Source organism: Streptomyces sp. NPDC057010, assembly GCF_042673805.1.
In the GTDB taxonomy this organism is placed as follows: Bacteria; Actinomycetota; Actinomycetes; order Streptomycetales; family Streptomycetaceae; genus Streptomyces.
This window is the reverse complement of the sequence record NZ_JBHUSC010000001.1, coordinates 385,402-407,478: the sequence shown is the minus strand read 5'-3', so window position 1 is coordinate 407,478 and position 22,077 is coordinate 385,402. Positions and strand designations below refer to the sequence as shown.

Annotated in this window: 22 protein-coding genes; 5 read left to right on the top strand and 17 right to left on the bottom strand. The window is 73.6% G+C overall.

The window, feature by feature from the left end; all coding sequences use genetic code 11:
- Positions 1 to 28 precede the first annotated feature (28 nt).
- The 4 genes from ACFTXQ_RS01865 to ACFTXQ_RS01850 form a co-directional block, all read right to left on the bottom strand.
- Entirely contained in the window at positions 29 to 1,039 is a 1,011-nt protein-coding gene (locus ACFTXQ_RS01865; protein ID WP_382634855.1) for an FAD binding domain-containing protein, read from the bottom strand.
- A complete protein-coding gene (locus tag ACFTXQ_RS01860; RefSeq protein ID WP_382634852.1) occupies positions 1,036 to 1,683 on the bottom strand; it encodes a 2Fe-2S iron-sulfur cluster-binding protein in 648 nt (215 codons plus the stop codon). The genes ACFTXQ_RS01865 and ACFTXQ_RS01860 overlap by 4 nt, the downstream gene beginning before the upstream one ends.
- A gap of 116 nt (positions 1,684 to 1,799) precedes the next feature.
- Positions 1,800 to 2,261, bottom strand: a complete 462-nt coding sequence (locus tag ACFTXQ_RS01855) for a universal stress protein (RefSeq protein ID WP_382634849.1) — start codon at positions 2,259 to 2,261, stop codon at positions 1,800 to 1,802.
- A gap of 5 nt (positions 2,262 to 2,266) precedes the next feature.
- Positions 2,267 to 3,523, bottom strand: a complete 1,257-nt coding sequence (locus tag ACFTXQ_RS01850; protein ID WP_382635108.1) for an SLC13 family permease — start codon at positions 3,521 to 3,523, stop codon at positions 2,267 to 2,269.
- Positions 3,524 to 3,721: 198 nt separating this feature from the next.
- Here ACFTXQ_RS01850 and ACFTXQ_RS01845 point away from each other — a divergent pair, with 198 nt between their 5' ends.
- The 3 genes from ACFTXQ_RS01845 to ACFTXQ_RS01835 all read left to right on the top strand — a co-directional run bounded on the left by ACFTXQ_RS01845 (position 3,722) and on the right by ACFTXQ_RS01835 (position 8,676).
- Positions 3,722 to 5,107, top strand: coding sequence for an MFS transporter (locus ACFTXQ_RS01845; protein ID WP_382634846.1), 1,386 nt, complete (start codon positions 3,722 to 3,724; stop codon positions 5,105 to 5,107).
- A 16-nt stretch (positions 5,108 to 5,123) separates the two neighbouring features.
- Positions 5,124 to 7,028 carry a helix-turn-helix domain-containing protein gene (locus tag ACFTXQ_RS01840; protein WP_382634843.1) on the top strand — a complete coding sequence of 635 codons (1,905 nt, stop codon included), beginning with the start codon at positions 5,124 to 5,126 and terminating at the stop codon, positions 7,026 to 7,028.
- 241 nt (positions 7,029 to 7,269) lie between these two features.
- Positions 7,270 to 8,676 (top strand): amidohydrolase family protein, encoded by a 1,407-nt coding sequence (locus ACFTXQ_RS01835; protein WP_382634842.1) that lies wholly within the window; start codon positions 7,270 to 7,272, stop codon positions 8,674 to 8,676.
- Positions 8,677 to 8,688: 12 nt separating this feature from the next.
- On the opposite strand, the gene ACFTXQ_RS01830 is transcribed toward ACFTXQ_RS01835, so the two are convergent.
- From ACFTXQ_RS01830 to ACFTXQ_RS01790, 9 genes are all read right to left on the bottom strand, one after another.
- Entirely contained in the window at positions 8,689 to 9,261 is a 573-nt protein-coding gene (locus ACFTXQ_RS01830; RefSeq protein ID WP_382634841.1) for a putative glycolipid-binding domain-containing protein, read from the bottom strand.
- 80 nt (positions 9,262 to 9,341) lie between these two features.
- Positions 9,342 to 9,659, bottom strand: a complete 318-nt coding sequence (locus tag ACFTXQ_RS01825) for a hypothetical protein (RefSeq protein WP_382634838.1) — start codon at positions 9,657 to 9,659, stop codon at positions 9,342 to 9,344.
- A 35-nt stretch (positions 9,660 to 9,694) separates the two neighbouring features.
- The gene (locus tag ACFTXQ_RS01820; protein WP_382634835.1) at positions 9,695 to 10,816 is read right to left on the bottom strand and encodes a glutamate--cysteine ligase; all 1,122 of its coding nucleotides are present in this window, start codon (positions 10,814 to 10,816) and stop codon (positions 9,695 to 9,697) included.
- Positions 10,813 to 11,442: a nucleotide exchange factor GrpE gene (gene grpE, locus ACFTXQ_RS01815; protein WP_382634832.1), complete on the bottom strand. Its 630-nt coding sequence runs from the start codon at positions 11,440 to 11,442 to the stop codon at positions 10,813 to 10,815. Before grpE ends, ACFTXQ_RS01820 begins: the two co-directional genes overlap by 4 nt.
- Positions 11,439 to 13,331, bottom strand: coding sequence for a molecular chaperone DnaK (gene dnaK / locus ACFTXQ_RS01810; RefSeq protein ID WP_382634831.1), 1,893 nt, complete (start codon positions 13,329 to 13,331; stop codon positions 11,439 to 11,441). Before dnaK ends, grpE begins: the two co-directional genes overlap by 4 nt.
- A 206-nt stretch (positions 13,332 to 13,537) precedes the next feature.
- The gene (locus tag ACFTXQ_RS01805) at positions 13,538 to 14,290 is read right to left on the bottom strand and encodes a class I SAM-dependent methyltransferase (RefSeq protein ID WP_382634828.1); all 753 of its coding nucleotides are present in this window, start codon (positions 14,288 to 14,290) and stop codon (positions 13,538 to 13,540) included.
- A gap of 48 nt (positions 14,291 to 14,338) precedes the next feature.
- Positions 14,339 to 15,289, bottom strand: coding sequence for a hypothetical protein (locus ACFTXQ_RS01800; RefSeq protein WP_382634825.1), 951 nt, complete (start codon positions 15,287 to 15,289; stop codon positions 14,339 to 14,341).
- Between the two features lie 60 nt (positions 15,290 to 15,349).
- Positions 15,350 to 16,843, bottom strand: coding sequence for an APC family permease (locus ACFTXQ_RS01795; RefSeq protein ID WP_382634823.1), 1,494 nt, complete (start codon positions 16,841 to 16,843; stop codon positions 15,350 to 15,352).
- Between the two features lie 161 nt (positions 16,844 to 17,004).
- Positions 17,005 to 18,459 carry an Ig-like domain-containing protein gene (locus tag ACFTXQ_RS01790; protein ID WP_382634820.1) on the bottom strand — a complete coding sequence of 485 codons (1,455 nt, stop codon included), beginning with the start codon at positions 18,457 to 18,459 and terminating at the stop codon, positions 17,005 to 17,007.
- A 198-nt stretch (positions 18,460 to 18,657) separates the two neighbouring features.
- On the opposite strand from ACFTXQ_RS01790, the gene ACFTXQ_RS01785 reads away from it, so the two are divergent.
- On the top strand, positions 18,658 to 19,809 hold the full coding sequence (locus ACFTXQ_RS01785; RefSeq protein ID WP_382634818.1) for a sulfite oxidase: 1,152 nt from the start codon (positions 18,658 to 18,660) through the stop codon (positions 19,807 to 19,809).
- Here ACFTXQ_RS01785 and ACFTXQ_RS01780 read toward each other — a convergent pair.
- Positions 19,801 to 20,031, bottom strand: coding sequence for a hypothetical protein (locus ACFTXQ_RS01780; protein WP_382634815.1), 231 nt, complete (start codon positions 20,029 to 20,031; stop codon positions 19,801 to 19,803). The genes ACFTXQ_RS01785 and ACFTXQ_RS01780 overlap by 9 nt on opposite strands.
- A gap of 117 nt (positions 20,032 to 20,148) precedes the next feature.
- Between ACFTXQ_RS01780 and ACFTXQ_RS01775 the strand changes: the two genes are divergently transcribed.
- Positions 20,149 to 20,739 carry a TetR family transcriptional regulator gene (locus tag ACFTXQ_RS01775; RefSeq protein ID WP_382634813.1) on the top strand — a complete coding sequence of 197 codons (591 nt, stop codon included), beginning with the start codon at positions 20,149 to 20,151 and terminating at the stop codon, positions 20,737 to 20,739.
- Positions 20,740 to 20,760: 21 nt separating this feature from the next.
- Here ACFTXQ_RS01775 and ACFTXQ_RS01770 read toward each other — a convergent pair whose 3' ends face one another.
- The 3 genes from ACFTXQ_RS01770 to ACFTXQ_RS01760 are packed head-to-tail and all read right to left on the bottom strand — an operon-like array spanning position 20,761 to position 22,029.
- Positions 20,761 to 21,282 (bottom strand): SRPBCC domain-containing protein, encoded by a 522-nt coding sequence (locus ACFTXQ_RS01770; RefSeq protein WP_382634810.1) that lies wholly within the window; start codon positions 21,280 to 21,282, stop codon positions 20,761 to 20,763.
- On the bottom strand, positions 21,279 to 21,650 hold the full coding sequence (locus ACFTXQ_RS01765; protein WP_382634807.1) for an ArsR/SmtB family transcription factor: 372 nt from the start codon (positions 21,648 to 21,650) through the stop codon (positions 21,279 to 21,281). The genes ACFTXQ_RS01770 and ACFTXQ_RS01765 overlap by 4 nt, the downstream gene beginning before the upstream one ends.
- Positions 21,651 to 21,654: 4 nt before the next feature.
- Positions 21,655 to 22,029, bottom strand: coding sequence for a VOC family protein (locus tag ACFTXQ_RS01760; RefSeq protein WP_382634805.1), 375 nt, complete (start codon positions 22,027 to 22,029; stop codon positions 21,655 to 21,657).
- Positions 22,030 to 22,077 lie beyond the last annotated feature (48 nt).

The following is a 22,077-nucleotide window of genomic DNA, read 5'->3' as shown; positions in this document are numbered from 1 at the left end:
TGGTCCTGTTCCGGATCGGTGGCGCCGCTCACGGCGTGGCGGGGGAACCGGCGTGCGCACCGGCCAGCGTGGCGACGGCGTCGCAGGCGAGGTTGCGGGCGAGGGGGATCTTGTACGCGTTGTCGCGCAGGGGCACTGCCCGGGCGAGCTCCGCGTCGACGGCGGCGCGGACGGTGTCGGGGTGCGGTTCGGCGCCGGTCAGCCGCGCCTCGGCGGTGGTGGCCCGCCAGGGCCGGTGGGCGAGGCCGCCGAAGGCGAGGGCGATCCGGCGTACGCGGCCTTCGTCGAGGTCGAGGACGACGGCGACCGACGCGAGGGCGAAGGCGTAGGAGGCACGTTCGCGGGCCTTGCGGTAGAGCGAGCGGGCGCCGGGCGCCGCGGGGGGCAGGAGCACCCCGGTGATGATCTCGCCGGGGCGGATGACGGTGTCCTGCTCGGGGTGGTCACCGGGCAGCCGGTGGAACTCGGTGGCCGCGACGGTGCGGGTGGTGTCCGCTCCGCCGTACAGCTCGACTTCGGCGTCCAGCGCGGCGAGGGCCACGGCCATGTCGGAGGGGTGGGTGGCGATGCAGTGCTCGGAGTGTCCCAGTACCGCGTGGTCGCGGTGGATTCCGTCGCGGGCCCCGCAGCCGCTGCCGGGTTCGCGCTTGTTGCAGGGCTTGGAGGGGTCCTGGAAGTAGGCGCAACGGGTGCGCTGGAGCAGGTTGCCGCCGGTGGTGGCGACGTTGCGGAGCTGACCGGAGGCGCCGGCGAGCAGTGCCTGTGCGAGCAGCGGGTAGCGGGTGCGCACCCGGGGGTCGGCGGCCAGGTCGCTGCCCCGGACCGTGGCGCCGACGCGCAGGCCCCCGTCGGGGAGTTCGGTGATCTCCTCCAGGGGGAGCCGGGAGATGTCGATGAGGGCGGTGGGGGTCTCGACGCCCAGTTTCATCAGGTCCACGAGGTTGGTGCCGCCGCCGAGGTAGCGGGAGCCGGGGTGTGCGGCGTAGGCGTCGGTGGCCTCTCGGAGGCTGGTTGCGCGTACGTAGGCGAAGGGCTTCATGCGATCACTTCCGCGCCGGTCCTGGTGGCCGCGGTGTCCGCGCCCGCTTCGGCGACGGCCCGGACGATCATGGGGTAGGCGCCGCAGCGGCACAGGTTCCCGCTGAGCCGTTCCCTGATCTCCTCGGGGGTCAGCGCGGCGGGCCCGGCCTGGGCAGCGGTGGGGGTGACGTGCGAGGGGTGTCCGGCGGCGGCTTCGCGGAGCGCGCCGACGGCGGAGCAGAGCTGGCCGGGGGTGCAGTAGCCGCACTGGAAGGCGTCGTGCTCGATGAAGGCGCGCTGGAGCGGGTGGAGGGCGCCGTCGGGGGCGGCGAGGCCTTCCACGGTGGTGACCTCGCAGCCGTCGAGGGCGACGGCGAGCAGCAGGCAGCTGTTGGCGCGCCGGCCGTCGACGAGGACGGTGCAGGCGCCACACTGCCCGTGGTCGCATCCCTTCTTGGCGCCGGTCAGGTCCAGGTGCTCGCGCAGGGCGTCGAGGAGCGTGACGCGGTGGTCCACGTCGAGGTCGTGGCCGACGCCGTTGACGCGCAGGGTCACGCGGGAGCGGGAAGCCCCGGCGACCGCGTCGGCCGGTGGGCGCGGACCCGGTCCGGGGTCACCGCCGTGCGCCGGCCGGGGTGCGGGCGGGTCGGTTGCGTGGGCCACGACGAACTCCCTTGTCGTCCGATTGGGGAGGGAACATCCATCCCGCTGCCCAGCCTGGCCCCTCTGATGCCCGCGGGCGTCCCACGCCCCGGCGGCCTCCCCCGTACGGCCGACGATCAGGCCGTGCCGGGTGCCGTCTCCGGCCAGACCAGCAGGACGGGACAGGGGGCGTGGTCGACGACGTACCGGCCGGCGGGGCCCATGCTGCGGGGTCCGGGGTGGGTGCGGTCGCCGTCACGGGCGAGGACGAGCAGGTCGGCGCCTTCGGCGGCGGCCACGACTTCGCGTTCGACGCGGCCCGTGCGTTCTTGTCTGGTGCACGGGCGCCCCAGCCGCTCGGCCGCGCCGGCGAGAAGGTGTTCGCCGGCCGTGGCGGCCAGGTGCTCCATGCGTGTGCCGGGGTCACGGTCGGGGCGTGCGCGCCCCAGCAGCCCCGCGTAGGCGCCGTGTGCGGCGCCCGGTGCCTCGGGGCCGGTGACGTGCAGCAGCACCACCTCGGCCCCCTCGGGCGCGTGGGTGCGCGCCGCGTCCACGCACGCGGGCCAGGTGCCCTCCACGATCCAGACGATGACGGTCACCCGGTTCAGCCTCCGATCGTTTGGAGTGACACCCACAGCGCCGCCACCGAGAGCAGCAGGGCGGTGGGCACGGCGAGCAGGCCGAGCCGGGTGAACTCGCCCAGCTCCACGTCGGTGTCGTGTTCGTGCACGATACGCCGCCACAGGAGCGTGGCCAGGGAGCCGGCGTAGGTGAGGTTGGGACCGATGTTCACGCCGAGGAGCACGGCCAGGACGGCGCCCGGTCCGGTGGGCGCGGTCAGCGGCAGCATCACCAGGACGGCGGGCAGGTTGTTGATGACGTTCGCCAGTACGGCCGCCAGTGCCGCGATGGCGAGGAGGGCCGGCAGGCCGGTGCCGGAGGGCACGAGGTGGCCCAGCGCCTCCGCGAGGCCGTTGTCCACCACCGCCTGGACCACGATGCCCAGCGCCGCCACGAAGACGCAGAACGGCAAGGACGCGGCCCGCACGATCGCCACGGGGGTGGTGCGCCGCTGGGCCAGGGCACGGGCCGCCAGGACGGCCGCGCCCGCGGCCGCCGCCCAGGCGGGGTCGACGCCGAGCGCCGAGGTCAGCACGAAGCCCGCCAGGGTGCCCGCCACCGTGAGCAGTGCGAACAGCGGCAGTTCGGGCGGCTCGGCGGCGGGCGGGGCGTCGGCGCCCGCGTCCAGGTCGAGGGCGAAGAAGCGGCGGATCACCACGTACTGCGCGCCGATGGCGGCCAGCCAGGGAAGCGTCATCAGCGCGGCGAAGCGGGTGAAGGTCAGGCCGCTCGCGGCGAACGCCAGCAGGTTGGTCAGGTTGGAGACCGGCAGCAGCAGCGAGGCCGTGTTCGACAGGTGGGTGCAGGCGTAGACGTGCGGCTTGGCCCGGGCGCCCAGCCGGGCGGCGGTGGCGAAGACCACCGGGGTCAGCAGCACCACCGTCGCGTCCAGGCTGAGCACCGCGGTGATGAGGGAGGCCGTCACGAACACGAGGACCAGCAGGCGGCGCGGGCGGCCGGCCGCCCGACGTGCCATCCAGGCGCCGCACGCGTGGAACAGGCCCTCGTCGTCGCACAGCTGGGCCAGGACGAGGACGGCCGCGAGGAAGCCGATCACCGGGCCCAGCCGGGCGGCCTCGGCCGCCGCGTGCTCGACGGAGATCGCTCCGGTGGCGATGACGACCCCGGCGGCGGGAACGGCCACGACCGCCTCCGGCCAGCCCCACGGCCTGATCACCGCGCAGGCCAGCACCGCCAGGAGCAGGACGACGGACAGTACTTCTGCGTGTGCGGCGTTCAGGGTGGTGCCTTTCCGGACGGAGTCCCGGCGCGGGAGATGAGTTCGTTGTACACCTTCGCGCGTCTTCGCCGGCCGTGTGGTGGTGGCGAACACAGGATGCCGCCCGATTGTGATGTCCCACCACATACACCGCCGACCTGTGGACTTCTACCTTGTGGCGACACCGACCGTCCCCCCAGCCCCCTGGAAGTGGTGCACATGGTCTCGCCCGCAACGGCTCCACCGGCCCGGTCCGACATCAGGAGGATCGTCGCGGCCGGCCTCGTCGGGACCACCGTCGAGTGGTACGACTTCTTCCTGTACGGCTCCGCCGCCGCCCTGGTGTTCAACAAGCTGTTCTTCCCCTCCAGCGACCCCCTCGTGGGCACCCTGCTCGCCTTCCTGACCTACGCCGTCGGCTTCGCCGCCCGCCCGCTGGGCGGGATCGTCTTCGGCCACTACGGCGACAAGGTCGGCCGCAAGAAGCTCCTCGTCCTGAGTCTGGTGATGATGGGCGGCGCGACCTTCGCCATGGGACTGCTGCCCACGCACGCCGCGATCGGCGCCGGCGCCCCGGTCCTGCTGACCGTGCTCCGCCTGGTCCAGGGTTTCGCGCTCGGCGGCGAGTGGGGCGGCGCGGTCCTGCTCGTCTCGGAGCACGGGGGCGAGAAGCACCGCGGATTCTGGGCCGCCTGGCCGCAGGCCGGTGCGCCGGGCGGGAACCTGCTCGCCACCGGCGTGCTGGCGCTGCTCGCCGCCGTGCAGTCCGACGCGGCGTTCCTCGCCTGGGGCTGGCGGATCCCGTTCCTGCTCTCCGGAGTGCTGGTGGTGATCGGCCTGTGGATCCGGCTGTCCGTCTCCGAGTCCCCCGTCTTCCTCGAAGCACAGCGCAAGGCGGCCGACGAGGCGGCGGCGGGGGTCAGGGAGAAGCCGCCCGTCGTCCAGGTGTTCCGCGACGGTTGGCGCCAGGTCCTCACCGCGATCGGCACCCGGCTGGGCGAGAACGTCTCGTACTACGTCCTCACCGCCTTCCTGCTCGTCTACGTCACCTCCCACCTGGGGCTCCCCAAGAGCGACGCGCTGAACGCCGTACTCATCGGCTCGGCCGTCCACTTCGTCACCATCCCGCTGTGGGGCGCCCTCTCGGACCGCATCGGCCGCCGCCCGGTCACCCTGATCGGCGCCGTCGGGATGGCGGGCTGGGCGTTCGCCTTCTTCGCCCTGCTCGACGAGAAGTCCTTCCCCGTCATCGCCCTCGCGGTCACCGTCGGGCTCCTGCTGCACGGGGCGATGTACGGCCCCCAGGCGGCCTTCATCTCCGAGATGTTCGACACCAAGGTCCGCTACTCGGGCGCCTCGATGGGCTCCCAGCTCGCCTCCATCGTCGGCGGGGCCCTCGCGCCGATCATCGCCGTCGAGCTCCTCAAGGACTACGGCTCCTCCGTCCCGGTGTCGGTCTACCTCTGCGTCACGGCTCTCGTCACCGCCCTGACCGTCCTGGTCGCCAGGGAGACCCGCGGGCGCGACCTGGCGCAGGACGGGCCGGTCACCCCCGTGCCGGCGCAGGCCCGTGGGCGGCACGATTCCGTTCCGCTCGGCGGCTGACCGGGCCGACCGCCGTATGCTCCGCACCGTGACAGCCACCGGCAAACCGAACACCCGGCCCGGCGTGCGGCGCCTCCTGGACCTGCTGGCCCAGGGGGCGCCCGCCGAGGAGTTCGCCCGTGCGGCCGCCGAGGCCAAGGAGGCGGGCGCCCCGGCGGACGAGCTGGCCGAGCTCGCCGAGGCCACCGAGGTGGCCCTGCGCATCCGCCGCACCCTCAGCCGGCACCGCCGCCGCGAAGCGCAGCTCACCGCGCTGTTCGACACGGCCAGCGACCTGGCCGGCCTGCGCGATCCGGACGCCGTGCTGCGGGCGATCGTGCACCGGGCCAAGATGCTGCTCGGCACCGGAGTCGCCTACCTGTCCCTCAACGACGAAGCCGCCGGCGACACCTACATGCGGGTCACCGACGGCTCCGTCGCCGCCTCCTTCCAGCGGGTGCGGCTCGGCATGGGCGAAGGGCTCGGCGGGCTCGTCGCCCAGACCGCCCGCCCCTACGCCACCGGCGACTACCAGGCCGACGACCGCTTCCGGCACACCGGCGCCATCGACAGCGCTGTACGGGACGAGGGGCTGCGGGCGATCCTCGGCGTACCCCTGCGCGTGGGCGCCCGGGTCATCGGCGTGCTCTACGCCGCCGACCGCACCCCGCGCGAGTTCACCCCCGACGAGGTCGCGCTGCTCTCCTCGCTGGCCGACCACGCGGCCATCGCCATCGACGGCGCCCGGCTGCTGGAGGAGACCCGGACCGCGCTCGTCGACCTGGGCGCCGCCACCGCGACCATCCGGGCCCAGAGCGAGGCCCTGCGCCGCGCCGAGCACGCCCACGACCAGCTGACCGACCTCGTCCTGCGCGGCGGGGACGCCGCCGGGGTGGCCGGCCGGCTCGCGGACATCCTGGACGGCGGCATCCTGATCCACGACGCCGAGGGCGCCGAACTGGCCCGTACGGGGGCGCGGCCGCTGCCCCCGCCCGACGGCGCGGTCGCCGCCTCGCGGGCCGGCGGCCGGGCCGTGCAACGGGACGGGACGTGGGTGTGCGCCGTGCTGGCCGGACCCGAACTGCTCGGCAGCATCGTGCTGACCGGCCGCCCGGACCTCGCGGACGCCGACCGGCTGCTGTTCGAGCGCGCCGGTGTGGTCACCGCGCTGCTGCTCCTGCTGCGCCGGTCGGTCGCCGAGACCGAGGACCGCGTCCGCGGGGAGCTGCTGAACGACCTGCTGTCCCCGACCGGGGACCCGGGCAGCCTCGCGGCGCGCGCCCGCAGGCTGGGCGTCGATCTGGACCGCCCGTACGGGGTGTTCGTGGCGCACGGCGGGACGGCCGACCGGCAGCGGCTGCTGGCCGCCGCCACCCGCGGTGCCCGGGCGCGCGAGGGCCTGGCGGGGCTCCACCACGGGCAGGTGGTGGTCGTGGCCCCGGTCAGGGACCCGGGTGCGAGCGCCCGCTCCCTGGCCGCCGAGCTCGGGCAGGCGGCGTCCGCCGAGGTCACCGTCGGCGCGGGCGGACCGGTATCGGGCCCGGCCGGCCTTCCCGCGGCGCACGCCGAGGCCCACCGCTGCCTGTCCGCCCTGCGCGCCCTGGGCCAGAGCGGCCGCGGCGGCGCCCTGTCCGAGCTCGGGTTCGTCGGCGTGCTCCTCGGCGACCGGGCCGGGGTGGCCGGTTACGTACGGAGCACGCTCGCTGCCGTACTGGACTACGACGCCGCGCGCGGTACCGACCTGACGCGCACGCTGGAGGCGTACTTCGCGGAGGGCTCCAGCCTGACCAGGACCAAGGAGGTCCTGCACGTCCACGTGAACACGGTCGTACAGCGGCTGGACCGGATCGGCCGCCTGCTCGGCCCGGACTGGAACGCGCCCGGCAGAGCGCTCGAACTCCAACTAGCGCTGCGTCTGCACCGGTTGGCCGCGGACCGCTGAAATTCCGCCAGTTCCACAAAATGTTGACGCACCTCTATCGGAAAGCCCTTCGCCTGCCCGACGATCCCGGTATCCTCCCCCGCTTTCATCTGACGACCCGTCGGGGCAGGGAAGGGCGAACCGACCCGTGTTCGTTGGGAGGCACTACGTCATGGAATCCCGCGGAAAGTGTCCCGGCGGCGCCCCACACGCCGCACCCACCCCCGCACCCACCCCCGTTCCCACACCCGTGAACGCACCCGTGAACGCGCCCGTGAACGCGCCCAGCCGGCGCGGTGTTCTGGCAGGCCTGGGCATGGCCGCCGCAGCGCCGTTCGTCCTCGGCGCCGGACGGACCTCGCAGCCGGGCCCGGCGCCGACCGCCCGGAGCACCGTCCTGCGCAACGCCGCGCTCGTCCTGACCATGGACCCGACCCTCGGCGGCGACGGCCCGCTCGGCACCCTCGCGAACGCGGACGTCCTCATGCGGGACGGCGCCGTGGCCGCCGTCGGCAGACGCCTCCCGGTGCCGCAGGGCACGCAGGTGATCGACGCCGCCGGCAAGCTCGTGATGCCGGGCTTCGTCGACGTCCACACCCACCTGTGGCAGTCGTCCATGCGCGGCGGCTGCGCCGACCGCGACCTCTTCGGATGGCTCGCCGACTGCAACTGGACCACCTTCTCCCGCATCCCCGCGGCGGACATGTACCGCTTCGTCCGCCTGGGCGCCCTCGACTCGGTGCAGTCCGGCGTCACCACGCTCGTGGACTGGGTCGACGCCCTCCCCTACGACACCACGGCCCAGTACGTGCGCGCCCTCGCGGACACCGGAGTGCGCTTCACCTACGCGATGTTCCAGGGCGAACGGGAGGCCGCGCTGATCCCCCGGGTGAAGCGGGAGCTCCTCGATCCGGTGCCGCTCGCCTCGGCGCAGGTCGCCACGCACGCGGCGCGGGCCATCCAGGGCCTGAACCGGCTCCACTGGGAGATCGCCCGGGACCTCGGCGTGATGCTCAACAGCCACGTGCTGGAACGCTCCGAACAGCGCGCGGACGACCCGATCGGCGTCCTGACGGACATCGGCGCGCTGGGCCCCCGACTGCTGATGAACCACGCGATCCACCTGTCCGACGACGAGATCGCCGCCATCGCCGCGCACGACGTGCGGGTCTCGCACTGCCCGCTGAGCAACATGCGGCTCGCGTCGGGGATCATGCGGCTGCCGGACCTCGCCCGGCACGGCGTCAAGGCCGGCCTGGGCCAGGACGGGGGAACCAACGACACCTCGGACTTCTTCGCCCTCATGAAGACGGCCATCGGCCTCCAGCGGGCCCGTTCACTGGACGCCTCGGTGTTCCCGCAGGTCCACGACGTGCTGCGGATCGCCACGCTCGGCGGCGCCGAGGCGATCGGCATGGCCGACCGGGTCGGTTCGCTGACCCCCGGCAAACTCGCCGACGTCATCGTGATCGACCCCGCCGCGCTCAACTTCGCGCCGCGCTTCGACTGGGTCGGCCAGCTCGTCTTCAACGCCCGCCCCGAGAACGTGCAGGCGGTCTTCGTGAACGGCCGGCCCCTCAAACTCGACGGCCGCCTCGTCAACGTCGAGCCCGACCGCGTCGTGCGGGAGGCGGAAGCCGCCGCCGGGCGCCTGCGGGCAGCCTCCTGACGGGGCCCGGCGTCAACGGGTCAGTACGGTCGCCAGCTCCGGATAGTCGAGGACCAGGCCCTCCTCGTCGAACTCGACGTCGCTGCTGAAGTCACCCGACTCGTAGCGGATGCGCGCCCCGTGCTCGGCGCGGGCCAGGTGCGTGTACGTCTGCCGGTTGGCGGTCACTTCGAGGCCTGGCACCGCGACCCAGGCCATCAGGAAGGGGTGGGGTTCGGTCCCGGGCTGCCGGTGCAGTCCGTGGCGCAGTACGGGCATCGTGTTCGTCAGGGGGCACAGGCCCAGGTCGCAGTCGAGGGCACCGTCGAGATCGGGGCGGTGCTCTCCGTCCACCGTCCAGCGGCCGGCTTCGTTGCGCAGGTCGAGGGTTCTGGTGGACGCCGCGGTCTCGATGGTGACGTGCAGGCGGGACGTCACGTACGCGTCCCCGGTCTCGAGCGCGTAGGCGACCCAGTACGGCTCGGGGACCAGGCCCACGGCCCGGCCCCGCGCCGTCAGCCGGCCCTCGGCGAGGCCGATCCAGGCGGTCGAGTAGCCCCGGCTCGGCAGGATGTCCCAGGTGCGGACGAGGGTGCGGCTGCTCATGCGGCGAGCCTACCGGGCGGGCCCCCACGGGCCGGGGAGGCCGCCGGGGGCACGCGGGCCGAACCGGCGGGCGGGGGCGGTCACTCGGAGTCGTCGCGGGCGAGGCCGAGGGCCACGTCCTGGAGGATCTCCTCGGTCGACGGTTCCGCGTCGGTCTCGTCGTAGGCGTTGGCGACCGCCTCGAAGGCGAGGATGAAGCCGCTGATCAGGGCGCTCAAGGGGTCGGAGAGCTGGTTCAGGAGCGACAGGCCGACCTCCTCGGGGCCCGCCCAGGCCGGAACGACGAACTCCGAGGGGATCACTTCGCCGAGCAGTTCGGAGACGAAACCGGTCTCCTCTCCACCGCGCAGGGCGGTCAGCGCGGCGATGGCCTTCAGCTTGATCTCGTTCTCGGTCATCCTGCGAGCCTAGGAGCGCGGCGCGCGGACCGCGCTCAGCCCGGCTGCCGTGTCGTCGTGGCGGCCAGCTCGTCCACCACCGCGTCCAGGCATCCCGTACGGCGGTACAGCGCGCGCTGGTGCGCCGCCCCGTCCCCGTGCGCGATGAGCCCGGCGAGCAGCCGCCGGACCTCGTCGAGGTCGCCCGCCGCCTCCAGGCCGGGGGCCGCCCGGCGCAGCAGTGCGGAGGTCAGGGTGCGGGCGGGTACGGTCCGGCCGGTGAGGGGGTCGAGTGCCTCGCCGCGGTGCCCGTAGTGGGCGGCGTAACGGTGTGCCGACCACAGCCGGCCGGCCGGTACCTCGGGCGGTGCGCTGCCGCGGGGGCCCGATTCGGCCAGCACGGTGGCGCAGAGGCCGCGGACCAGCAGGGCCACGAGGACGGTGGTGTCCACGTCCGCGTTGACGTCGGCGATCCGGACCTCGAGGGTCGGGACGTGTTCGGACGGGCGGGCGAACCAGTAGATCATCCGCCGGTCGAGCAGGATCCCGGACCGGACCAGGGCGTCGGCGGTCCGCTCGTAGCCCGCCGGATCCAGCGGCGGTGCGGGGCCCGCGGTCGGCCAGCGTCCGAACTCCACCGACCGCCAGCTGGCGCAGCCGCTGTCCATGCCTCCGGCGAAGGGGGAGTTCGCCGCGAGCGCCTGGACGGCGGGGAGGTAGGGGCGTACCCGGTTGGCGAGTTCGAGGGCGCCGGGCCGGTCCAGGGTGCCGATGTGCACGTGGCAGCCGCACACCATCCCGAGCCTGCCGTCCACCAGGGCCCCGTAGTAGCGGGCCATCCGCTGGTAGCGCGGCCCGTCGGTCACGGGGATCGGCTCCGCGGGCGGGACCACGGCGGTGCCCGCGCCGACCAGCAGGCATCCGGCCTCCCGCGCCGCACGGGAGGCGATGGAGCGCAGGGCGACCAGCTGGGCGCGCAGGTCCGCGGCCGAGCGGGTGGGCGTCGTACAGACCTCCAGCTGGCAGGTGTAGAACTCGGCCTGCGCCTGCGGGCCGAGCCGTTCCGAGATCGCGTCGAGGACCTGCGGTGCGCGCGGTACCGGCGCGCGCGTGGAACGGTCGACGAGGAAGAACTCCTCCTCGACGCCCATGGTGAGGTCCGCGGCGACCGCCGTCATGACGGCCCGCTGCCCTGACCCTGGTGCGCGCCCTCGCCGACCAACACCTGGGCGGGACGCAGGAGCTGGCGCCCGACCCGGTAGCCGCGCCGCAGTACGGCGGTGCAGACGGGCCGGTCCGGCGTGCCGGGGACCACCCGGCCGACGGCTTCGTGGCAGGCGGGGTCGAAGGGGTCGCCGGCCACCGCGAAGCCCTCCAGGCCGAGGGCGCCGAGCTGGGCGTCCAGCGACTCGGCCACGGCCCGCAGTCCGCCGTGGAGCGGTTCCTCCTCGCGCATCCGGTCCACGGCGTCCAGTACGGGGAGCAGCCCGCGCAGGACGTTGGCGACGGCGATCTCGCGGACGGCGAGGCGGTCCCGCCGCACGCGCTTGCGGTAGTTGTCGTACTCCGCCTTGAGGCGCTGGAGGTCGTCGGTGCGCTCGGCGAGCAGCTCCAGGGGCCCGGCGGCCCCGCCTGCGGGTGCGCGGGCGGGGCGGCCGGACTCGGCGCCCGGGCCGGGGCGCTCCGGGCCGGGGTCCCGGGTCGGCTGCCCCGGCTGGAGGGTCAGCGGGGCGTCGGCCCGGCGGCCCCGGACCACGGCCAGGGGCGGCTGTCCGTGCCGCGCGGAGCGGTGCGGCCGGTTCACGACCGCCCTCCCTTCTCGCTGTCGTCGTCGACGATCTCGGCGTCGACGACCTCCTCGCCCGCGCCGGCTCCCGGCCCGGCCGGGCCGCCGTCGCCGGAGGGCGCTCCCGCGCTCCCCGCCTCCGCCCCCGCCCCCGCTTCGCCGGCCCGGGCGTAGAGCGCGGACCCGATCTTCTGGGCGGCCTCGCTCGCGCGCCGGGTCGCGGTGCGGATCCCGGCGGTGTCCTCTCCCTTGAGCTTCTCCTTGAGCTCGGCGACGGCGGCCTCGACCTCCCCCCTGAGGTCGGCGGGGACCTTGTCCCCTTCGTCGCGCAGCAGCTTCTCGGTCTGGTAGACGAGCTGTTCGGCCTGGTTGCGCGTCTCGGCGGCCTCCTTGCGGCGCCGGTCCTCCTCGGCGTACTGCTCCGCCTCGCGCACCATCCGCTCGATGTCGCTCCTGCCGAGCGAGGAGCCGCCGGTGACGGTCATCTTCTGCTCCTTGCCCGTGCCGAGGTCCTTCGCGGTCACGTGCATGATGCCGTTCGCGTCGATGTCGAAGGAGACCTCGATCTGCGGGACACCGCGCGGGGCCGGCGGCAGGCCCGTCAGCTCGAACATGCCGAGCTTCTTGTTGTACGCCGCGATCTCGCGCTCACCCTGGTAGACCTGGATCTGCACCGACGGCTGGTTGTCCTCGGCCGTCGTGAAGATCTCCGACCGCTTGGTCGGGATCGTGGTGTTGCGCTCGATGAGCTTGGTCATGATGCCGCCCTTGGTCTCGATGCCGAGGGACAGCGGGGTCACGTCGAGGAGCAGGACGTCCTTGACCTCACCCTTGAGCACACCGGCCTGCAGGGTCGCGCCGATGGCGACGACCTCGTCCGGGTTGACGCCCCGGTGCGGGTCCTTGCCGGTGAGCGACTTGACCAGGCCGGCGACGGCGGGCATGCGGGTGGAGCCGCCGACGAGGATGACGTGGTCGACGTCGGCGACCTTGATCTTCGCGTCCTTGACGGCCTGGTGGAACGGGGTCTTGCAGCGCTCCAGCAGGTCCGCGGTCAGCTGCTCGAACTGGGCCCGGGTGAGCTTCTCGTCCATGTGGAGCGGGCCGTCGGGGGAGGCCGTGATGTAGGGCAGGTTGACGGTGGTCTCGGTGGCGGAGGACAGTTCGATCTTCGCCTTCTCGGCGGCTTCGCGGAGCCGTTGCCGGGCCATCTTGTCCTGGGAGAGGTCGATCCCGTAGCCGTGTAGGAACTGCCTGACGAGGTGCTCGACGACGCGCTGGTCCCAGTCGTCGCCGCCGAGGTGGGTGTCGCCGTTGGTGGCCTTGACCTCCACCACCCCGTCGCCGATCTCCAGGAGCGACACGTCGAAGGTGCCGCCGCCGAGGTCGAAGACGAGGACGGTCTGGTCCTCCTCCTTGTCGAGGCCGTAGGCCAGGGCGGCGGCCGTGGGCTCGTTGACGATGCGCAGCACCGTGAGCCCGGCGATCTCGCCGGCCTCCTTGGTGGCGGTGCGCTGGGAGTCGTTGAAGTACGCCGGGACGGTGACCACCGCGTCCGTGACGTTCTCGCCGAGGTAGGCCTCCGCGTCGCGCTTGAGCTTCTGGAGCACCCTCGCCGAGATCTCCTGCGCGGTGTACTGCTTCCCGTCGATGGTGCCGTCCTCGGGGAACCGCCAGGCCGGGTCTCCCATGTGCCGCTTGACCGAGCGGGCGGTGCGGTCCACGTTCGTGACGGCCTGCCGCTTGGCCACCTCCCCGACGAGCACGTCGCCGCCCTTGGCGAAGGCGACGACCGAGGGGGTGGTCCTGGCCCCTTCCGCGTTCGGGATGACGGTCGGCTCGCCGCCCTCCAGGACGCTGACCACGGAGTTCGTCGTTCCCAGATCGATACCGACTGACCGGGCCATTTCAGCCTCCAGTCCCGATTCTCTCTGTCTTTCGGGCTGCCCGGGCGGGCGCCGGGCATGCCGGGGCCGGGATCACGGGGGGCCATGAGGGCGGCGGTTTCGAGGGCGCATCACGTCCTCCTCGGTACCGGGTTCCGGCTGGTCAGAGCGGTCACCGTGCGTACACATCTTACAGCGGCTGCGGGTCGGCGGCCGGGCCGCGCCCGCTAGGGCATGGCCACCAGCGCCGTGGTGACCACCAGCGGCGGCCTGGTGCGCTCCGCCGTCCAGGCGCGGCCGCGCACGAGGTCCGGGTCGGCGATGGTGAGCGCCTCGTCCACGGTCGGCCGGTGCTGGTCGACGTGGCCGAAGCCGGAGCGCTCCAGCAGGGCGGGGAGGATCCCGACGGGCCAGGCGTGGTTGTGCACGTCCTGCCAGGTCCCGTCGGTGCGCCGGAGCCGTACGGTCAGCGGGTCGCCCGGCGCGTACTCCTCGCCCGGGGCGCCGATCCGCAGCGAGGCGTAGTCCATCCCGACGCAGGCGGGATCGGTGGTCAGCAGGACGACGGGGGCCCCGGGCCGCAGCAGTCGGCGGATCTCGGCGAACACCCCGAGCACGGTCTCCTCGGTCGGCAGCGAGGCGAGCACGTGGTTGCACATCACGGCGTCGGCGCTGCCGTCCTCCAGGGCCGTCACCCGGCCGTCCTCGACGAGGTGGTACTCCGCGACCGCGGTCCCCGAGGCACGGGCGAGTGCCAGCATTTCGGGGGAGGTGTCCACGCCCAGCACCCGCGCCCCGAGCCGTCGGGCCGCGGCGTCGGCGACCTTGCCGGGGCCGCAGCCGTAGTCCACCAGGACGTCGCCGTCGCCCATCCGGCGGGACAGGGCCCGGAAGACGAACGGATAGCCGAGCAGCCAGTCCGTGGCCGCTTCGACAGCGGCGAAAGCCTGGGCACCCTCACGTCCTGACCAGTCGCTCACGCCCCCACTATCGACCCGCCGCGGGCGCGCGGCGGGCTGCGACACGAGCTACCGTGACGCGCCGAGGGCCCGGTCCCGCCAGCGGACGAAGAGGCTTTCCGGGTCGCCGCTGTAGGACCACGGGATGCGGGTGGCGCGGTTGTCCAGGAGGGTGAAGACCTCCGCCGACTCCGCCTCCATGCCTCCGTGGACCAGACCGTGGGCCAGGTAGTTGAGGTCCGCGACGTCCTGGGCGTAGGGCCGGGTGCGCTTCGCGATCCAGTTCTCCAGCGCCGTCCGCAGGTCCCAGCGGGCCCGCTCGCCGCTCCAGTGGGTGGCCAGGCCTATGGTCGTGCGCCCCTGGGTCTCGCTCTCGTGCCGGTACTGCTCGGCGCGCGCCGCCTGCGGCAGCACCGCGAGCGGGGATCCGGGGGGTGCGTAGACGGCCCCGTCCCAGGCGAAGTTGTAGGCCTCCCCGTGTGATCCGTGCCAGCGGGCGGAGAAGTAGCGCAGCGCCTGGTGGTGTCCCTCGCGGTGGTGGGGGTCCCGGGCCCGCAGTTCCCGCCACCAGTGGCCCATGTTGGGGTCGCCGCCCGCGTACAGCCTGCCGAGCGTGACGAGGGAGACGTAGGGGTGCGGGTCCTCGGGAGCCAGGTCGCAGGCGCGCAGGCAGGTCCGGGCGACCTGGTCCAGGGCGTCGTTCGGGGGCATCGTGCCGCTGCGGGCGGCGGCGAACAGCCGCATGACCTCGGTCTCCGCGCGCAGGACGGCGGCGTCCGGGTTGGCCGGGTCGGCGGCGTGCCAGACGTCCACGGTGCGGCGGTCCGCTGCCGCGTCGGCGAGGAGCCGGATGCGGTGCGCGCGCCGGTCCCAGTCGCCCCGGGGGTGTTGCGCGAGGAGGTCGCGGGCCCCCTCCCAGCGGCCCATGACCATGTCCTGGCGGCATTCCTCGAGACCGCGGTCGCCGAACGCCTGATCGTAGATCGGCGCTCCGGAACGCCGGCGCAGCCAGGCCGCCATGCACACTCCTCGATTCGGTTCTCTTCGATGGGGGACGCGCGCCCCGGGGAATCGGCCGCGTCAGAAGTCGGTGAGGATCCCGTCCCGCCGTCCGTCGGCCGCGAGGCCTCCGGTGGCGGCCGCTCCCCCGTGCAACTCGTCCACGGCGTCGGCCTGTTCGGGGTCCAGCGGCCGCGGCCGGAAGTACGAGACCCCCCGGAGCCGGGAGAGGGTCATCGGGATCAGGCCGAGCGCGAGGGCCCCGAGGCCGATGGCGAGGGCGCTGCCGGTCAGTTCCGGCACCGACATGACGAAGATCCAGATCATGAACAGGGCTCCGCCGAGCGGCCACAGCCCGATGAAGAGGAAGGTGCCCGCGGACCGGAACAGCACCTTGCGGTAGGCGACGACGACCGAGAGGCCGGCGAGGGCGTAGTAGAAGGCGATGTGCAGGCCGATGCCGCTGACGGCGTCCCGTACGAACTGCGCGCCCGAGCCGGCGGTGGCCGAGAGGGTGACGAGCAGGAGGGCGACGGCCGCGACGGTGGCCGTGGCGACGGCGGGCGTCTGCCAGTCGCGGTGGATGCGGCCGAACGCGGCGGGCACGGTGCGGTCGCGGCCCATGGCGAAGAGCGTGCGGGTGGCCTGGAGGAGGCTCGTCTCCAGCGTGGCGATCATGGACAGCATGACGGCGAGGACGAGCAGCCGGCCGCCCCAGCCCGGCCACACGGCGTCGCCGAGCACGGAGAGGAAGTTGTCGGGGTTCTTCCGTACCGCGTCCGCGCCGATGAGCATGTTGGTCGCGACGGTGAAGACGACGAAGACCGCGAAGGAGAGCGCGACGCCGATCAGGCCGCCGAGGCCGAAGGAGCGTCGGCTGGTGCGGGTTTCCTCGTTGAGGTTGCTGGAGACGTCCCAGCCCCAGTAGCTGACGCCCGCGATCAGCGCGCCGGCGACGAAGCCGTGCGAGGCGTCGAAGTGGCCGAAGCCGAACCAGGAGAGCGAGAACTCCGCCGCGTGCCCCTCCTTGGCCAGCGCGGCGACGGCGAAGGCCAGGAGCAGGGCGAGCTGCACGCCGGTGAGGATGCGGCGGGCATAGGGGCCGATGCGGGCGCCCTGTGCCACCACGCCCGCCATGAGCAGGAACCAGCCGGCGCCGACGGCCGTGGCCAGGCCGGTGTCCGCGGCCAGGTCGGGGCTGATGAGCGCCAGCGTGGCGCTGCCGGCCGGGAGGGTGGCGGAGACCAGGAAGGCGGTCGCGGCGACGACGAGCGCCCAGCCGCTGAGGAAGCCGAGGAAGGGGTGCAGGGCGCGCGCCACCCAGGCGTAACTGGCTCCGGCGCTGACGTCGAGGCGGCCCAGGTGGCGGAAGGCCAGCGCGATGCCGATCATCGGCAGCGCGCAGTACAGGAGCACCGCGGGCCCGGCGACGCCGACGGTGGCGATGAGTACGGGGAGGGTCGCGGCGACGGTGTAGGCCGGTCCGCAGCCGGCGACCGCCATGACGACGGAGTCGAACGTCCCGAGGGAGCCGGCGCGCAGGCCGCCTCCGTCGTTGTTGGCCCTCTTGCCCACTGACTGCCCCTTCTGACCACCGCGTACCGGTGCATGATCATGCACACGGCAGAAGCGGGACACAAGGGTTACTCTTCGGTTTCTTTTGGTGAACCTTTCCTTCCAGGCTCAGTTCGCCAGTTTCGACAGGCTGTTGCTTCGGATTTCGTTGCGCTGGCGGATCACGTCGTCGGGGCCAGCCGGGACGGGGAGGGCGGGGAGGCGTGCGGGTGCGCGGGGGCGCCGGCGAGGGCGCTGCCCGCCAGCCAGGTCCGCCAGTCCATGTTCCAGTCACCGAATCCGTTGGCGAAGGGCGGCATCTTCTCCCCGCCGCTGTTGACCACTTCGACGACGTCGCCTTCGCGGACCGTCTCGAAGAACCAGGCGGCGTCCTCGGTGCTCATGCCCGTGCACCCGTGGCTGACGTTCTCCTCACCCTGCGCGTCGACCGACCAGGGTGCGGCGTGGATGTACTCACCGCTCCACGTCACGCGGGTCGCGTAGAGGACGGGCAGGTCGTAGAACTCGCTGGTGCCGCGCTTGATCCCGACGGTGTCCCCGCGCATCCGGACCTTGGGCTCCTTGCGCAGGACGACCTTGATGCCGGAGCGGGTGCGGAATCCGGCCTTCCCGGTGGTGACGGGGATCGTCCTGATGACCCGCCCGTTGCGGCGTACGGTCATCTCGTGGGCGGCGGAGTCGGTGACGGCCTCGATCCGGTCCCCGATGGTGAAATCGACGCCCTCGGACGGTCCTCCGTAGCCCTGCTCCCCGACCTCGACCCCGTCGAGACCGCTGCGCACGCGCACCACCGCGTGGGCGGGCCAGTACGTGCGCGGCCGGTAGTGCAGGGTCGAGTCGTCGACCCAGTGCCAGGCTCCCTCGACGTGCGGCTCCGAGGTCACCTGCAGGGCCTGTTCCACCCGGGCGCGGGCCGGGAGGTCGTCGGCGGGGACCGGCCGGCTGAGGTCGGCCGTGACGATCTCGCCCGCGCCGTACGTCCCGGGGAGGGGCCCGAACTCGGCGGTCAGCCGGCCGCCGTCCGCCGCGGGCGGGGCGGTCCGGAACGCCATGGTCACGCCGACCGGTGTCCCGGCCGCGTCCTGGGCGCCGACCTGCACGGTGTAGGTCTCGCCCGCCCGGAGCGGCTCGGTGTTCAGCCAGTTCCCGCCGTCCGGACCGAGTTCGCCGGCCAGCAGGCGGCCGTGCGCGTCGCTGACGGTCACGTCGGTGAGGCGTCCGGGGTCGGCGAGGGCGATCTCCAGCGGCGCGTCGGCGTCCGTGGGGAGCGCGGCGGCGCGGGCGGCGCGCGCCGCGTCGCCGAGGGGCGGCTCGCGTAGTACGGCCCCGCTCCCCCGGGCGGTGGCCCGCACCCGCTGCTCGTGCCAGCCGGTGCACAGCCCGGGCCGGAAGGTGTGCACGGCGCAGAGCCCCGCCGCACCGGTGTGGCCGCCCTCGTCCAGCGCCCTGCCGACCAGCAGGGTGACGGCCGCGTCCCGCGCACCGGCGGACTCCCCTGCCGCGCCGTCCGCGTCGTGCGCCCGGCCCGGCGCCGCGGCGACCACCAGCATGGCGCCCGTGACGGCGGCCACCACGCCCCACGCCTTGGTCAGTTGCTTGCGTCCTACCTGTGGCATGGCCACACAGCCCTCCCGGATCTCGCACGGCCCGTTGGCAGCATCAAAACGATCGGGAGCCAAAATGATGATCATGAACTCGGCTCTGCGGCCGAACGGGCTCCCCAAGAGAACTCGTTCGGAGCAGAGCAGACGGCCCCCGTGGGAGGCCGGTGCCCGTGAGGTGCCGGGCCGGGGGGCAGGGGGGACGATGGGAGCGTGGAGCCGTCCCTGAGCGACGTCAGCACCCCGGGGCGGGTGGCGGCCGCCGGTGAGGGGGTGAGCCGGGAGGAGCTGGCGCTCGCGGCCCGCAATCACGGGCTGCCGCTGGAGGCCCTGCGCTACGAGGTCACGCCGCCCGGGCTGCACTACGTACTGGTCCACTACGACATCCCCCTCGCGGAAGCCGAAGGCTGGACCCTCTCCGTCGGCGGCCTCGTCCGCACCCCGCTGGCCCTGGACCTGGCGGCCCTGGGCCGGTTCCCCGCCGTCACCACCCGGGTCACCATGGAGTGCGCGGGCAACGGCCGGGCCCTGCTGTCCCCCCGGCCGGTCAGCCAGCCCTGGCTGGTCGAGGCGGTGGGCACCGCCGACTGGACGGGAGTGCCGCTGCGGACCGTCCTGGCCGAGGCCGGGGTGCGGGCGGACGCCGTCGAGGCCGTCTTCACCGGCGCCGACCACGGGGTGGAGCGCGGCGTCGAGCAGGACTACCGGCGCAGCCTGCCGCTGCCGGTCGCCACCGGGGACGAGCCCGGGGTGCTGCTCGCCTACGCGATGAACGGCCGGCCCCTGCCACCGCAGCACGGGTATCCGCTGCGGCTGGTGGTCCCCGGCTGGTACGGCATGGCCCATGTGAAGTGGCTGCGCGACATCACCCTGACCGACGCCCCGTTCACCGGGTTCCAGCAGTCCGTGGCCTACCGGTACCGGCTGCCCGGCGACGATCCGGACGGGCCCGGCGAGCCCGTGACGCGGATCGCGCCACGGGCCCTGATGGTCCCGCCCGGGTTCCCCGACTTCATGTCGCGCACCCGCGTGGTGCGACCGGGTCCCGTACGGCTGGAGGGCCGCGCCTGGTCCGGGCGCGGGCCCGTCACCCGGGTCGAGGTCAGCACGGACGACGGCGCCGGCTGGACCGGGGCCGACCTGACGCCACCCGGCGCGCACCGGTGGGCCTGGCAGTCCTGGACGTGCCGCTGGACGGCAGCTCCCGGCACGCACACCCTCGTGGTGCGGGCCACGGATGCCGACGGGCGCGTCCAGCCCCTCCACCAGCCGTGGAACCGCGGCGGCTTCGGCAACAACCTCGTGCAGCGCGTCCCCGTCCTGTGCTGCCGGGCCGCCGGCCCCCCGTCTGCCGCGTCAGCGTGAACGGCGGGCGGTGAGGGCGGCGTTGGCCTTCATCAGGGCCGGGACGAGGACGTAGACGACGATCGGGATGGCGATCGCGGTCAGGACCAGTGTCTGGAGCACCAGCGGTACGTCCTTCAGGACCGGGCGCAGCAGGGCGAGCACGATCGTGATCGTCGGGTACACGGCGACCCAGGTGATCAGCGCGCGGCGGTGGATGGACGGAACGGCGTGTGCGGACATGAGTACCCCCTGGTGAGCGCGGGCTGGACGGCGAAATCTCCAACCTTCTGGTTGGAGTCTGGCACAGCCCGCGACACAATTCCAACCACACGGTTGGGAATAACGTAGGATGGCCGCATGGCCTGGGACACCGCGCGCACCAAGCAGCTCCTCCTCGACGCAGCCGTCGAGGAGTTCGCCGAACACGGCCCCGAGGGCGCGCGGGTCGCGCGGGTGGCCACCCGCGCCGGGATCAACAAGGAGCGGATCTACCAGTACTTCGGCAGCAAGGAGAAGCTGTTCGTGGCGGTGCTGGAGGCGGAGCTCGCCAAGCTCGCCACCGCCGTCCCCATGACCCCCGAACAGGCCGAGGACCTGGGCGACTACGCGGGCCGCACCTACGACTACCACCGCGAGCACCCGCACTTCCTGCGCCTGCTGGCCTGGGAGGGCCTGATGTGCCAGGACCGCGTCGTCGCCGAGTGCGAGCGCACCGACCACTACGCCGAGAAGATCGCCGCGATCGCCGAGGCCCAGCGCCGCGGCGCGCTCACGGCCGAGGTGCCCCCCGCGCAGCTGCTGCACTCCCTCGTCTCGCTCATCAGCAGCTGGTTCACCCTGCCCCAGCTCGCGCGCATCCTCGTGCCCGAAGCGCTCGACGCCCGCGGTGGCCTCGACCCGCGCCGCGAAGCCCTCGTCGCGACGGCGCGCCGGCTCACGCGCCCCTGAGGGCCGGCGGGTCGCGGTGGCTCAGAGCCGGTCGACGACGGCGCGCAGCGCGTCCATGACGAAGGTGCGCCAGCCCTTGCCCATGATCGTGCGGGCCGCCATCTGCGCCGGGTCGTCCGGATCGAAGCCCTCGTGGACGAGGAAGAGCCGGGTGCCGCGGCCCTCGGGTTCGAGGGTCCACGTGATCGTCCAGTCGGCTGTGCCGCCGGCGGAGGCGTCGGCGTCCCGCCAGCGGACCGACAGCATCCGCTCGGTCTCGTAGGCGAGGACCTCGGCCGCGGTGGTGCCGGAGTAGCCCGTATTGGGGCGCGGCAGTGTGGTCATCGTGTAGCGGTGGCCGACCTCCAGGCGGAAGTCCGACACCATGAGCCACTGGGCGATCAGCTCGGGCTCGGTCAGGGCGCGCCAGACCTTGGCGGGCGGGTGCGGCAGGAACTGGTCGACCCGGACGGTGGTGAGGTCGTCGTCGGGCGCGGGGCCGGAGCGCGGATCCGGGTCCGGGTCCGGGTCCGGGTCCGGGTGGGAGCCTGAGTCGGTGGTCATGTCTCATCGTCGGGCATGCGGTCGAGGAGCCGGCCGAGGTCCTTGAACCGGTCGCGCCAGAACCGCTCGTACGGATGCAGCCAGTCCTGCACCTCGGCGAGCGGCGCGGCCTCCAGGCGGTAGATCCGCTGCCGGCCGGCACGCTCCTCCGAGACCAGCCCGGCCTCCCGCAGCACCTTGAGGTGCTCCGAGAGGCTGGGACGGCGCATGTCGAAGTGGTCGGCGAGGGACTGGACGGGCTGCGGGCCGCGCTCGCGCAGCAGGCGCAGGACTTCGCGGCGGGTGCCGTTGGCGAGCGCGGCGAACACGCGGTCCTCCGCGACACCGGCACTGGCGCCGGCACCGGCACCGGCACCCGTCGTGACCATGGGGCTAGAAGCCTTCCTTCTCCGTGAGCAGCATCAGACCGTTGCCGTCGGGGTCGCGGAAACCGGCCATCCGCCCCCAGGGGGCGTCGTCCGGCCCTTCGACCTCGACACCGGCTGCCGCGAGCCGCGCGCAGTCGGCGTCGACGTCGGCCGTGACGAACATGATCCCCCGGGCGGAGCCGGGCGTGAAATCACCCATCCCCGGGCCGGAGAGGGTGAAGACGGTCTGCGCGCCCTCGGGGGCGACCTGGAGCCAGCGCACGGGGCCGACCCGGCGGTCCGTCCGCAGCTCGAAGCCGAGCACGTCGGTGTAGAAGGCGAGGGCCCGGTCCTGGTCGGCGACGGGGAGGGTGACGAAGGAGGCGTGCGTGATGTTCATGCCACCCACGATAGGTAGGAGATTGCCTACGCGTCAAACGTAGGAGAT